The organism is Streptomyces sp. NPDC002577 (assembly GCF_053594815.1).
Genome location: NZ_JBSFWK010000054.1, coordinates 1 through 12,846, shown reverse-complemented (window position 1 = coordinate 12,846; position 12,846 = coordinate 1). Strand labels below are relative to the sequence as shown.

Annotated in this window: 9 protein-coding genes; 1 reads left to right on the top strand and 8 read right to left on the bottom strand. The window is 70.4% G+C overall.

What is annotated here, in order from left to right:
- Positions 1–69: 69 nt before the first annotated feature.
- Together ACWD4J_RS38225 and ACWD4J_RS38220 are read right to left on the bottom strand one after the other, a co-directional pair.
- Positions 70–1,284, bottom strand: a complete 1,215-nt coding sequence (locus tag ACWD4J_RS38225; protein WP_451400147.1) for a cytochrome P450 — start codon at positions 1,282–1,284, stop codon at positions 70–72.
- The gene (locus ACWD4J_RS38220; protein ID WP_451400146.1) at positions 1,284–3,569 is read right to left on the bottom strand and encodes a CoA transferase; all 2,286 of its coding nucleotides are present in this window, start codon (positions 3,567–3,569) and stop codon (positions 1,284–1,286) included. Before ACWD4J_RS38220 ends, ACWD4J_RS38225 begins: the two co-directional genes overlap by 1 nt.
- A 166-nt stretch (positions 3,570–3,735) precedes the next feature.
- Here ACWD4J_RS38220 and ACWD4J_RS38215 point away from each other — a divergent pair, with 166 nt between their 5' ends.
- The gene (locus tag ACWD4J_RS38215; RefSeq protein ID WP_451400145.1) at positions 3,736–4,101 is read left to right on the top strand and encodes a hypothetical protein; all 366 of its coding nucleotides are present in this window, start codon (positions 3,736–3,738) and stop codon (positions 4,099–4,101) included.
- Here the strand turns inward: ACWD4J_RS38215 and ACWD4J_RS38210 are convergent.
- The 6 genes from ACWD4J_RS38210 to ACWD4J_RS38185 all read right to left on the bottom strand — a co-directional run.
- Positions 4,090–4,836, bottom strand: coding sequence for a hypothetical protein (locus tag ACWD4J_RS38210; protein WP_451400144.1), 747 nt, complete (start codon positions 4,834–4,836; stop codon positions 4,090–4,092). The genes ACWD4J_RS38215 and ACWD4J_RS38210 overlap by 12 nt on opposite strands.
- Entirely contained in the window at positions 4,833–8,372 is a 3,540-nt protein-coding gene (locus ACWD4J_RS38205) for an indolepyruvate ferredoxin oxidoreductase family protein (protein WP_451400143.1), read from the bottom strand. Before ACWD4J_RS38205 ends, ACWD4J_RS38210 begins: the two co-directional genes overlap by 4 nt.
- The gene (locus ACWD4J_RS38200) at positions 8,369–9,619 is read right to left on the bottom strand and encodes an amidohydrolase family protein (RefSeq protein WP_451400142.1); all 1,251 of its coding nucleotides are present in this window, start codon (positions 9,617–9,619) and stop codon (positions 8,369–8,371) included. The genes ACWD4J_RS38205 and ACWD4J_RS38200 overlap by 4 nt, the downstream gene beginning before the upstream one ends.
- A gap of 107 nt (positions 9,620–9,726) precedes the next feature.
- On the bottom strand, positions 9,727–10,716 hold the full coding sequence (locus ACWD4J_RS38195; RefSeq protein WP_451400141.1) for an ABC transporter ATP-binding protein: 990 nt from the start codon (positions 10,714–10,716) through the stop codon (positions 9,727–9,729).
- 12 nt (positions 10,717–10,728) lie between these two features.
- Positions 10,729–12,300, bottom strand: a complete 1,572-nt coding sequence (locus tag ACWD4J_RS38190) for an ABC transporter substrate-binding protein (RefSeq protein WP_451400140.1) — start codon at positions 12,298–12,300, stop codon at positions 10,729–10,731.
- A gap of 59 nt (positions 12,301–12,359) precedes the next feature.
- On the bottom strand, positions 12,360–12,846 hold a 487-nt coding region (locus ACWD4J_RS38185; protein WP_451400139.1), incomplete at its 5' end, for an oligopeptide/dipeptide ABC transporter ATP-binding protein.

Genomic DNA, 12,846 nt, shown 5'->3' with positions numbered 1-12,846 from the left:
CCGGAATGCTTGAGGCCCCCACCGACGGGGGGCCTCAAGCGTTCGGGGACCTCCTCCGACCAGCGGTGGCTAGGAGCGCTTGCCGGCCGTGAACGTGATCGGCACGCAGAGCGGGGCCCGGTTGAAGGTGGAGTGGAAGTCGATGTCGGCGCCCGGCCCCAGCTTGATGTCGTCCAGCCGCCGTACGATCTCGTCGAGGGCGATGCGCAGGTTCATACGGGCGAGGTTGGAGCCGACGCAGCGGTGGGGACCGGCACCGAAAGCGATGTGGCGGTTCGTCGCGCGGGCGGGGTCGAAGGCGTCGGGATCGGCGAACTCGGCTTCGTCGCGGTTGGCCGATGCCCAGTACATGATGACCTGCTCGCCCTCCTTGATCCGGTGGCCGTCGATCTCGGCGTCGTGCCGCGCCGTCCTGCCGATGCAGATGAACGAACCGTCGAGGCGCAGCAGTTCCTCGACGGCGTTCGGGATGAGCTCCGGCCGGCCCCGGAGAAGTACGGGGATCTCGGGGTGCGCACAGAACTGCAGCATCGCCGCGCCCAGCACGCCGGCGGTGGTCTCCAAGCCACCGAGCACCAGCAGCTGGAGGGTCCCGATGGCCTCCTCACGGGTGATGGGCCGGCCTTCGATCTCGGCGTTCATCACCGCGTCGACCACATCGCCCCGGGGCCCCTCCGCGCGGCGCCGCTCGACGAGCTCGCCGATCCACGCGGCGAGCTTCATCAGGCACTCCCTCGACTCCGGGACATGCGGCAGCGAGGCCATCGTCGCGTAGTGGTTGATCTCCTCGAGATCATCGGCGGGGGCATGGAGTGCCAGTTCGAAGAAGGCGAGCCCGGGGAACGGCCGGGCGAAGTCGCTCATGAAGTCGCACTCGCCCCGCTCGATGAAGCCGTCGATGAGGCGGTTCACCAGAGCGCGGGTGGGCTCCTCCCACGGGCGGACCTTCGCCGGAGTGAAATGGGCGTTGATCAGCCGTTTGAAGGTCCGCTGGAGCGGCGGGTCGATGGTGACCGGCAGGATCTTCATCTGCGGCCCGGCATTGGGCACCGTGATGCCCAGTTCGGAGCTGAACGTCTCCCAGTCCTGGGCGACGCGCAGCACGTCCTCGTACCGGGTGACGACCCAGAATCCGCCGTACTGGTCGCTGTGGGCGACCGGGCACCGTGAACGGGCGCGGGCCAGCGTGGGGTGGAAGTCGCGGGCCAGTTCCGGCGAGAGGTGGTCGAAATGGCTCTCGACCCATTCGTCGGTGATCGGCCCGGTCGGACTGCTCGTATCCATCACGTCTCCTTCTTCAGCAGGCCGTCGGCCACCGTGCCGGACGCCGCGAGGGCCGCACGCTCAGCGGCGTCGAAGCCCAGCACCTCCAGTACCTGTGCGGTGTGTTCGCCGAGCCCAGGGATGTCCGACGGGGCGGGGGGCCGCGGTGCGGGACCGAGCCGCGGCGGAAAGCACGGTTGGTCGACCCGGCCCCGGCTCCCCCACCGATGGCTGACCACGCGGTCGAGTCGGTGGCTGACCGGGTCGTCGACGAACCCGGCCGCGAATGCGGTGCGGTCGGCCTCGACGACCGGTTCGACGGGCACTCCCGCGGCACGCAACTCGCTCACCCAGACCGCGGCGTCCTTGGCCCGGAAAGCCTCCTCCAGCAGCGCCTCCTCGGGCTGCGGGATGCCCGGCTCCGTCCGCAGCGGCGGAGGGGATACGGGCAGGCCGTCGAGGCGGACGAGGCCGCGCAGCCGGTCCCACGCTGCGGGGTCGGGCACGGCCAGCGCGAACCAGGCGCCGTCGCCGCCCTGGTAGATGCGGTAGGCGGCGCCGTATCCGGTCTGCTGTTCGTCCAGGGCCGGCCCGCCCACAGCACGGTCCCCTGCGAGGAACGCGCCGGACTTCAACGTCAGCGCGGCGCCGAGCAGGCTGCTCGCCACCGACTGCCCGCCGCCACGGCGGTGCCGGGCGTACAGCCCTGCGAGCATCCCGCACGCCGCCAGCCAGCCGCCCGTGACGTCGATCGCCCCCCAGACCAGGTATGTCGGTGGTCGGCCGGCACCGCCCTGGGCCGCCTCGATACCGGAAAGCGCCTGCATCAGCTGGTCGTTGGCGGGAAGCAGCGCGCGGGAACCGTGGTCGCCGAAGCCGCTGGCGAAGCTGTAGACCACGTCGGGGTTGGCCGCCCGCACCGTCGCCTCGTCGTATCCGAGCCGCTCTGCCAGCCCGACGCGGGAGTTGTGGTGCACCACGTCGCTCCAGCGGAAGAGCCGCTCCAGCACGGCCGGGGCGCCCGGCGCCTTCAGGTCGAGGGCCACGGCACGCTTCCCCCGCTGCCCCGCCGCGAACATCGGTTCCATGCTGCGGTGCACGTCACCGGTGGGCGGTTCGACCTTGACCACGTCGGCGCCGAGCTCGGCGAGGACGAGTGGCGCGACCGGCCCGGCCAGATAGGCGGACAGGTCCAGGACGCGGACGCCGGACAGGAGCCGGGCACCCTGGGGGCCCTGCTGCGGCGTGCTGTCGCCGGCCGGCGTGACGCGCACGACCGGACCCAGCACCGTCATCGCTCCGCGTTCCGGGTCCTGGTGGTCGACACTCAGACCGGTTTCCCGCACGTGTGGGTCCCGCAGGGCCTCACCGGGCCGCCACACGGGCTCGCAGCGGAACTTCCGCCCCGCCAGTTCCTCGACCCACCGGTCGCGCTCCCGCGTCGCGAACTTCTCCGCCCACCGCTCGCCGCGCTCGACCATGGCCCCGCTCATCAGGTCGGCGTTGTAGCCCTTCTCGCTGGGCGGGTCGCCCATGTGCTCGAGGAAGGCCTCGTAGGCGCCCTTGGCGCCGAACCAGAGCTGCATGTACTCGCCGTCGGCACAGCGGTAGGACAGCGCCTCCACCGGGCCCTGGTCCTTCCAGAGCAGGGTGGTCGAGGGCGAGTGGTACTGGACCCTCCCGATGATCATCGGGAGGGTGGCCTGGATGCCGTCGTACAGGGAGGTTTCCGCCCAACCGCCGAGGCCGGTCGTCTCCCGCTCGTAAAGGCAGGCCAGCGCGCCGACCGTCGCCGAGAGGCCGGCACCCGCGCCCGCCACGGCGAGGTCGCCGAAGACAGGACCGGGCCGGTGGCCGCGGATCTGGGTCAGCAGGCCGGACCGGGCGTGGACCAGCAACTCCAGGTCGGGGATCGCCCCGGACGAGTTGCGGCTGGGCCGGATGCGTACGACGACCAGCCGCGGGTTCGACCGGGCCAGATCGCGATAGCCCAGCCCCCGCCGCTCGACCAGTTGCTCGCCACCGACGAGGAACAGCACGTCTGCGTCCCGGGCGAGCGCAGAGATCGTCCCCGTGGTCCTGGCGGGGTACTCGTCGTCCACCTCGACGATCTCCTTGCCCCGCGCCCACACCCGCGCGAACTCCACACCGGCGTCGAGCGTGGAGCGGCGCGCCGCCTGCACACGGGTGACCTCCGCGCCCAAGTCCCGCAGCAGCGTCCCCGGAAGGCCGTCCGCCAGCCCCGCGCCCACGGCGCTGACACCCAGCGAGACCTCGACGACGCGCAACCCTTCGAGCGGTGCCATAAGTCCCCCTCAGCTACGTACGAGCACGGCCGGGAACACGAGCCAACATGAGCAAATGCTCGCTTACTTCAGGGGAGTTCGGCAACCCGCATGCGCGCAATCCGAGAGCGACCCTGGCCCATGGCGCTCGACTGCGCTAACGTAATAAGTAAATACACACTTTGTTATGCGCGTTGCCCTTGGGGGCTGGATCATGACGCAGGCGTCCTGCTCTACGAGTTCGGATCTGGCGGAGTCGTTCCTTCCCGCCTCACTCACGTCGGTTCGTCGCTGCCCCGCGAGGTCGGACTACATCGAACTGCGCTTCACGACATCCGAGGGATCATGGGAGTGGTGCTTCCCGGAGCCGCCTCGTAGCCGGAAGCAGCCCACAGGCCCTCTCGCCCTGAAGCTCGGGCCCTACGGCGTGCAGGCCCACCGCATACGCGAAGACGGCCTCGGGCACGCTCTGCAGAGCTCCTCGGCCCTGCCCATGATCCTCGCCGGAGCCGAGGTCCACGTGCAGCGCAGGCTTGTCTCCTCAGGGCTGTGACGTCGGCCTCGGCGTCCACTCCGACACGACCTCTTCCCGTGCGGCGATGAACCACGATCGGCGCACCAGGTCGTCCGCGGTCTGGTCACGGAGGTTCTCGCGGAACCATTCGATCCGCGTCCGCAGGCCCGTCACGTCGTCGAAGTAGACCTCGTTCAGGGCGTCGTAGGCCCACTCGCCGGCCGTCCTCGGACACGGGTGGTTCTGGACGTAGGCACGGCCCCGGGCATCGTCCGGGATGACGGTCGCCTCCGCCGCTCCCGGCCGGCGGAGGCGTCCTGCGTGGCTTCTCCACCGCTCGGAGAACTCGGCGGGGGTCAGTCCTGCGGCACGCAACGCGATGGCCATGTGCTTGAACTTCCCGCCGCCGTCTCCCCATCGCTGCTCGAGCCAGTCGGCGCCGCGCAGGACGGACTCCTCGGCGACGAGGACCGGGCTGGCATCCGTGTCGACGATCTCTTCGAGCCGCTGCATCAGCAGTCGCCCGGCAGGGGTGTCCAGCCATCCCTGGAACCGCCGCAGGTGGCCGGTGCCGGCGAACCACTCGATGCCGGTCCCGTCGTGCTTCGGATCGGCACCGGTGAGGTCGGGCAGGGTCGTGCACACCGCGACGCGCAACGGCCTGACGTCAGGTGGCGCGTGTGAGATGCCGGCGACCACGTGCGGCCAGGCCCCCGAGAATGCCGCGACGGGCACGTCCTGCTTCCTCGTCGCGAACCGGATCCGTTTGATCACGCCCGCGCTCCTGCGGCCGATCCCTGCTGCCGGAGCTCGCCGACGTGTTCCCGCCACGCGGCCACCGCCGCCTCCTTGATCGGGCCGTACCCCTTGATCGACATGGCGGACTCGGCGATGCGCACCAGTGCGTCGTACGGCACGGCGGACGACGGCTGGACGGCCTCGTCGATCAGCTGCTCGTACTCCTCGATGACGGCCCGCTCCGTGCGCCGGTCGGGATCCCGTCCGAAGACGTCGAACGGCGTTCCCCGCAGCCGCTTCATGCCGCGCAGCACATGGAAGGCGAGCCGGTACGGCCTGGCCATCGGCAGCTTCTTCTTCAGTCCCAGACGTCGGAGGACGGGCGGGTGGAGGTGGTACGTCACCGCGTACGGTCCCTCGATGCCGAGGTCGCGTGCGATCTGATGGTGGTCGGCCTTGAGATGGAGGCGGGCCACCTCGTACTCGTCCTTGTAGGTGAGGATCTTGAACCACGACTCGGCGACCGCCCGGGTCAACTCCCAGTCGTGACCGGGGTCGTCACGTGCCGCCACCCGCTCCACCAGGTCGAGGAACCGCTCGCCCCGCCGCGTGCTCTGGTAGTCGACCGCCTGCGCGGCGCGCCGGGTGAGCAGGTCGTGGAGGGCGGCCGGCAGGTTCCGGCGCGCGACCAGCCGGGCCGCCGTCTCCAGCGCGCCGGACGACGGGGCGAAGATGCTGCCTGCGCCCGTGTCGTCGCCTCGCTCCGCGGCATCCAGGGCCGCCTCGACCGCCGCGGGTTCGTGCACCGCCCAGCGGCCCCACTCGAACGCTTCGCGGTTGTCGGCGGCGGCCTTGCCCTGGCGCTGCATCGCCTTCTCGATGTCGGCGAGCGGCATCGGCAGGCCGCCCAGCTGGAACGCCGCGCCGAGCAGCACCACGTTCGCGAGGAGGTGGTCGGCGAAGACGCCCTCGGCGATACGCGTGGAGTCGAGGAAGACGGCCCGGCCCTTGCCGACATGTTCCGTGATCGCCTGTTCGAGGCTCGAGACGTCGGGCGGCGCGAGGCCGCTCTGCAGCATGGCCGCGGTGGGGGTGAAGTGACGGTCGACGACGGCGACGGTGCGGCCGGGCCGGACCTTCGCGAGATGGCTCGCACCGGCGGCCTGCAGGATGTCGCCGGACAGGTACAGGTCGGCGCCGCCGGTGCTCACGGTCGCCGAGCCGAGAGCGCCCCTGGCCCTGGCCAGATGGAGGTGCGACACGACTGCGCCCGCCTTCTGGGACAGGCCCGTCTGGTCCATGCCGCCGATCACGAGTCCCGCGGCCTCGGCGGCGGACGCGAGGATGCGGTTCGCGGTGACGACGCCGGTGCCGCCGATGCCCGTGAAGTAGATGCCGTACTGCCCGTCGACCGGCGGCGTCGCCGGGGTCGGCAGCGAGCCCGACGGCAGCGACGGCCGGACCCGCCGGCCGCCGGTCGGCACCTGCGGCCGGCGCCGTCCGCGGCGCTTCGGGGTGATGGTCACGAACGACGGGCAGTCGCCCTCGATACAGGTGTAGTCGCGGTTGCAGGACAGGTCGTGGATCTGCCGCTTCTCTCCGAACTCCGTCTCATGCGGCAGCACGGATAGGCAGTTGCTCTTCACGCTGCAGTCGCCGCACCCCTCGCACACGGCCTCGTTGATGACGACCCGGTGGGGCGGCTCTGCCAGCAGTCCGCGTTTGCGCAGGCGGCGGGCCTCCGCCGCGCACCGCTGGTCGTAGATGATCACCGTGACGCCGGGTACTCGCTGGAGTTCCTCCTGGACCTCGCCCAGCCGGTCGCGCCCGTACACCTCGACTTCTGCGGCCCACCGCGCCCTGCGGCCGTACCGCTTGGGTTCCTCGGCGCAGACGACGATCCTGGCGACGCCCTCCGCTTCGAGCGCCCGCGTCATCGAGGGGACGTCCATCAGCCCCGTCACGTCCTGGCCGCCCGTCATGGCGACGGCCGCGTTGTAGAGGATCTTGAAGGTGACATTGACCCCGGCGGCGACGCTCGCCCGGATGGCGAGTGTCCCGGAATGGCTGAGGGTGCCGTCGCCCAGGTTCTGGATGACGTGCGGTTCGGCGACGAAGGGCGACAGGCCGATCCACGGGACCCCTTCGGCACCCATCGGCGTGGGCGGAAGGCTCTTCATGCCCGCGTTGCGCGCCTCGAAGTACATGATCCCGTGGCAGCCGACACCGCCCCCGACCAGCGCTCCCTCCGGCACGACCGTGGACCGGTTGTGCGGGCAGCCGCTGCAGAACCCCGGTGACCGGGGCGGGGACGGGAGCAGCGGCAGCAGGTTTTTCTGCGGTGTCCCGCCCCGGCGGGGGGCGAGCTCCGGCAGTACCCGGGTGAGGATCGCGGCCACCGCGGCCGGGTCCAGCTCGGCGACCGACGACGCGAGGACCTGCCCGGACCGGTCACGCTTGCCGAGCACGGGGACACGGCTTCCCGCCTCATGGAGGATGCTGCGCAGCTGCGTCTCGACGAACGGCCGCTTCTCCTCGATGACGACGAGCTCGTCGACGGAGCCGGCGAACTCCACAACCGTGTCCTCGACCAGCGGATACGTCATGCCGAGCTTCAGGATCCTGACACCGGCCCCGGCGAGGTCGTCGACGCCGACCCCGAGGTCGGAGAAGGCCTGGACGACGTCGAAGTACGTCTTGCCCGCGCAGACGGCACCGAGCCGAGCCCCGGGCCCGGCGCCCACGACGCGATCGAGACTGTTGTGCCGCGCGTATGCCTTGGCGGCTCGAAGCCGGCGCTCCACGACCAGCGCCTCCTGGTCGGGCACGGCGTGGGGGCCGATCGTCGCGAGCGGCTGGTGGCGCCATGGCCGGCCGTCGATGACGACGCGCTCCGGGTCCTTCGGGGAGTGCCGGGCGAGTTCGAGGTCGACGGTGCCCACGCCGTCGGCGACAGCGGTGACGATCTTCAGCCCGACCCATGATCCGCAGTACCGGGAGAGCCGGAAGGCATGTACGCCGAGGTCGAGCACGTCCTGCTGATCGCCGGGGAACAGTACGGGGACGCACGCGTCCTCGAAGGTGTACTGGCTGTCGCACGCCAGTGTGGACGACTTCGACGCGGGGTCGTCACCGCAGAACATGACGACGCCGCCAGCCGGGCCGGCCCCCATCGCGTTGGCATGCTTCAGCGCGTCCCCGCAGCGGTCGAGGCCCGGCCCCTTCCCGTACCAGGCGCCCACGACACCGTCGACGCCGTCGTACCCGATGACCGCACCCATCTGGCTGCCCCAGACGGTCGCGGCGGCGAGCTCCTCGTTGAGCCCGGGGCGATGGACGATGCGGTGCGCGGCGAGGACCTCGCTCATGTGCTCCATCGTCAGGTCGAACCCGCCCAGCGGGGACCCGGGGTAGCCGGAGACCATCGTGGCGGTCGTCAGGCCGTTCCGCTCGTCCAGTTGCTGCCGCAGGACGAGCAGGCGGGCAAGCGTGTCGACCCCGGAGAGGATCGTCTCCGTCCCGGCGTGCTCCACCCGGGCCTGCTCCACCCGGGTCCGCTGACTGTCCGTCATGGATAGACCTCGGGGTTGACGTACGCGAACCTTCCGTCCTTGATGACGGCCCGCCGGAGGTCGGGCCGCTGCAGGACCGTCACGTCCGCTGTGGGGTCGCCGTCGACGACGAGGAGATCCGCCAGGAAGCCCTCACGGACCTGTCCGACATCGAGCCCTGTGACCGACCCCATGTTGCGGGTGGCCGTGTGGATCGCCTCCACCGCAGTCATGCCCGCGAGTTCGACGTACCTCTGCAGCTCCGCGGCGTAGGTGCCGTGCCGCGTCCACTGGTGGCCGAAGTCGCCGCCCGCGAGGATCCGGATGCCGGCCGCCTTCAGCTTGCCCAAGCCCTCGACCTGGGACCGGAACTCGTCGGAGTAGCCCGCTGCGTCGATCTTCTCGGGCGTCATGCCCCACGGCTCGGCGTGGCCGTTCACCATCGCGTACAGATAGTGGAGGCCGGGACACACCCAGACGTCGTCGCGCCGGGCCCCGAGCGCGCTGAGCGCCTCGTCGTCGAGGAAGCACGCGTGGTGGATGATCCGGACACCGGTGCGCGCGGCCATGGCGACACTCGCGGAGCCTCGGGCGTGGACCGTGATGAACGCGCCGTGCCGGTCGGCCTCCTCGACGGCGGCGAGCAGCATCTCGTCGTTCATGTACACGTCGTCGGAGGGGAATTCGGGCACGACACCGTCGCCGGATATGAACAGCTTGAGCGCCCGTACGCCCATGTCGCACTGGCGGGCGACGATCTCCCGGAGTTCCTTGGCGTCCGCGGCGACGTCCATCATGCCGCCGTCGGCGCCGAGCCCGCCCGTCTCCGCGATCTGCGCGCCGCCGGGGACGATACGCGGGCCGGGCAGCAATCCCCGGTCGATCGCGTCCTTCGCGAGCACGTCGTCGAGCGGCTGCGTCACCCCCGCGCCGATGATGAGCGTGTATCCGCTCTCCAGGAACGTCTTCGTCACGGCGGCGACGTCGAGCATGTGCTTCCCGGCCGGCGCCGCCGCCACACCGGCATGGTCGAAGACGAAGTCCAGCGGCCAGCTGATGTGCGTGTGCGCGTCGCCGAGTCCGGGGAGCAGGGTGGCCCCGTGCAGGTCGACGATCCGGGCCGCCGCCCCGTCGACGTCAAGCCCTCCGCGTGCGACCCTGGCGATGCGAGCTCCCTCGATCAGGACGTCGCCGTCGACCGGCTTCTCGGTCGGGTCACCGGAGCAAGCGAGCACGCGTACGTTCCTCAGGAGCATCCGTTCGGCCATCCGCCACCCCCTTTAGAGCGAGTACTTACTCCACTATATGAGCGACCGCCGGATCCTGAACCTGACAGGAAACGGGATTCTCCCAAAACGGCATACCTGAACTCCGTTCAGCCGAGCGGGAAATGGCAAGCCGCAAACTGGCCTGGGCGGACCTCGCGGATCTGTGGTTCTTCTGTGGCGCAGCGGTCCTGGGCGAGAGGGCAGCGGGTTCGGAACCGGCAGCCTTCGGGGGGCGACAGGGGTGAGGGCACGTCGCCTTCGAGGGCGGGGCCGGCGAAACCCTTGTCGGGGTCGGTCAGCGGTACCGAGTCGAGCAGGGCCCGGGTGTAGGGGTGGGCGGGAGCGTCGTACACGTGGACCGAGTCGCCGAACTCGCAGACCTTGCCCAGGTACATGACCATGACGTTGTCGCTGACGGTGCGCACGACCCCGAGGTCGTGGGAGATGAACACGACGGTCAGGTCGTACTGCGCCTTGAGATCCTCGATCAGGTTGAGGATCTGCGCCTGGACCGACACGTCCAGGGCGGACACCGGTTCGTCGCAGATCAGCAGCCGGGGGCTGACGGCAAGCGCGCGGCCGATCGCGACGCGCTGGGCCTGGCCGCCGGAGAGCTGCCGGGGCAGCATCTCGGCGAACCGCTCGCCGGACAGCCCCACTTGGCCCAGCACGGCGGCCGAGGCGGCGGACCGCTCGTCCGCCGGGGCCCCGGCGACGGCCAGGCCCTCGACGACGATGTCCTTCACCGGGCGGCGCGGGTTCAGCGACGCCACGGGATCCTGGAAGATCATCTGCATCTCACGCCTGAGCGTGCGCATACGGCGCTCGCCCGCCTGCTCGATCCACTCGCCGGCGAAGGAGATCCGCCCGGCAGTCACGCGCTCCAGACGAAGCACCGCCCGTCCGGTCGTGGACTTGCCGCACCCGGACTCGCCGACGATCCCGAGGGTCTCCCCCGGCAGGACGTCGAAGCTGACCTGGGAGACCGCCTGGACGGTCCCCACGTCGCCGGGGTACTCGACGACCAGGTCCTGCACGCTGAGCAGCGCCTTGTCACCGCGCAGGTGCGCGGTGCCGCTACCGGCCAAGGGAACCACCTCCGGTGACTGTCACTTCTGGATCCACAGTTCCTCGGCCAGGACCGAGCCCCTGCCGTACAGCACGACGCCGTGGAGTTTCTTCGCGGCGAAGGCGTTCTCCGGGGACTTGGTGGTGAAGATGACGGGCGCGAGCTCGACCAACCGCTGTTGCACCGTCCGATACGCCACCTTGCGCTCGGCGGTCGTCCGTCCCGTCCGGCCGGCCTCCAGCGCCGCGTTCAGCTTCGCGTCGTCGATACCGGAGTAATTGCCTCCGGAGTCGCCGTAGAAGGTGGCGAACAACGACGTCTCGGGGTCCGCGAAGCTGGTGCTCCCGACCAGCATGTCGAAGTCATGGCTCCTGAGCAGCCCGATGTACGCCGCGGTGTCCACCACCCGGACCTTGACGTCGACGTTCTTGAAGGAGCTGAGCTGGGCCTGGACGGCCTCCCCGGCGGCCTTGATCGTCGACGTCGGCAGCGCCGTGAAGGTGAAGGAGACCCGCTTGCCTTCGGCGGCCAGCTCGTCGAAGAGCTTCTGGGCGGTGGCCTTGTCCGTCTTCGTCAGCTGGATGTCGGAGTGGAACGGCGACGACTTGGCGAAGAGCGTCCGCACGGGCTCCGACTTCCCGTTGAACACAGCCAGGTTGTAGGCGTCGGGGTCCAGCGCCGCGGCGACGGCTTTGCGCGCCCGCACGTCGTTGAACGGTGCCCTGCGCGTGTTCATGGCGAGGTACGCGCCGCCACTCAGCGCCGGAACGTAGGTGGCCAGGCCTGCATCACGCGCCTTGGCGAGGGTCCCCCAGTCCGGCTCCAGCGCCAGGTCGGCGCCGCCGCTGGTCATGGTGTTGAACCGCTGGCCGGCCTCGGGAGCGGCCCGGACGACGAGACGGTCGAGGTAGGGCTTGGGAGCATCCCAGTAGCCGGGGTTCCGCACCAGGTCGATGCTGTCCTGGCGGGTCCACTTCGCCAGGGTGAACGGACCCGCGCCGACCGGCTTCGCGTCGAACGCCTTGCGGCCCGCCTTCAGCGCCTTGGGCGACGCGATCCAGTTCATCGCGCTGGAGATCACAGCCTGGGCGTACTTCGGGACCGGCTCGACCAGTGTGACCTTGAGTGTGGCTGCGTCCACCACCTTGCTCGAAGCGACCATCGACGCTGCGTCGATGGAGTTCGACCCGAGTGCCGGGTCCTTCAGCCGGTCCCAGTTGTACTTCACGGCCTGCGCGTCCAGCGCGCTGCCGTCGGAGAACTTCAGCCCCGGACGCAGCTTCAGTTCGAACGTGGCACCGTCGTCGGTGGTGGAGAAGCCCTTGGCCATCCTGAATCCGACCGCACCTGTCTCCATGTCGTTGACCATCAACGTGCCGTAGAGGGCATCACCCAGGACAGCGCCCGTCGACCAGGAGCTCCCCATGGCTGCGGGGTCCAGGCTCTGCGGCTCGGCGCCCTGGAGGACGCGCGCCGTACCGCCGGCCACCGGCTCGCCGGCCGAGGAGGAATCTGACGACGTGCCGGCGCTCGTACCACCACCGCACGCCCCCAGGACGAGCGCGGCGGCAGCCGCCACCACACCCGTCAGGAAACGCCTCTTGGGGATCATCGTCGACCTCTCAATCAGCAACTCGTGAAGTGGCTGGAAACCACGGGGAGGCTGGTGGTTCACGCCCCGGCAGACACCTCGGGGCTTGTCGTCACGGGGTGGGTGCAGGCGACCAGGTGATCCGGGCCGGCCGGTGTCATCCGTGGGCCGGGGTCGCGGCAGTCGGTGTCGGCGTACGCGCAGCGCGCCGCGAACCGGCACCCCTGCGGCGGATCCGTGGGGTCCGGCAGCGTGCCCGGGATCAGCCGCAGCGGGGTGTGCCGCTTGTGGTCGATCGTCGGCGTCGCCTCCAACAGCGCCTGGGTGTAGCGGTGTCGGGGTGCTTCGAAGACCTGGCGGGACGATCCGGCCTCGGCCAGCCGGCCGGCGTAGAGCACCGCGACCCGGTCGGTGCGCCCCGCCACGACGGCCAGGTCATGGCTGATCAGCATCAACGACATCCCCCGGTCCCGCTGCACCCGGCGCAGCAGGTCCAGGATCTGGCGTTGGATCGTCACGTCCAGCGCGGTGGTCGGCTCGTCGGCGATCAGCAGGTCGGGCTCGCAC